Below are 709 nucleotides of genomic sequence, written 5' to 3'. Positions count from 1 at the left end.
GTGAATTAAACACAACAACCTCTTGGTCAAAACATGACACACATTGGGTACTTAGCCTATTCGGGACCGCCGTTGGTGCCGGTATTTTGTTTCTGCCAATCAACTTAGGCATCGGTGGATTTTGGCCACTAGTCGCAATGGCGTTTTTGGCATTTCCAATGACTTACCTCGCCCACCGAGGTTTAGCGCGCTTTGTATTGTCTTCTAAGATCAAAAATGCCGACTTTACTGATGTGGTTGAAGAACACTTTGGCGCAAAAGCGGGACGTTCAATCTCTCTGCTTTATTTTCTATCGATTTTTCCAATCCTGTTAATTTACGGCGTGGGCATCACCAATACTGTAGACAGCTTTATGGTGAACCAAGCGGGAATGGAAGCCTTACCACGCGAGCTACTTTCGGGCGTATTAGTGTTCGCTTTGATTGCCATTATGATGGCGGGCGAAAAAGTGATGCTGCGCGCGTTTGCCGTTATGGTGTACCCACTTGTTGCGATTCTAGCTTTCCTCTCATTCTACTTAATGCCGAACTGGACAATGCCCGTGCTTGATACACCGGACATGGGTGCGTTTGCGAGCACAATGTGGTTAGCCGTTCCTGTTGTGATTTTCTCGTTTAGCCATGCAGCAGCGATCTCTAGCTTTGCCAATGTTCAGCGCCGACACTACGGCGATGATGCCGATGCAAAAGCCGAACTGATTTTACGTCG

Annotated in this window: 1 protein-coding gene; it reads left to right on the top strand. The window is 47.7% G+C overall.

The window, feature by feature from the left end; translation table 11 throughout:
• On the top strand, positions 1–709 hold a 709-nt coding region (locus R7Z50_RS27380; protein WP_318149733.1), incomplete at both ends, for an aromatic amino acid transport family protein.

The sequence above is a fragment of the Vibrio sp. 1249-1 genome (genome assembly GCF_033340495.1).
The sequence above is the reverse complement of the archived record's forward strand: the minus strand, read 5'-3'. Positions and strand labels throughout refer to the sequence as shown.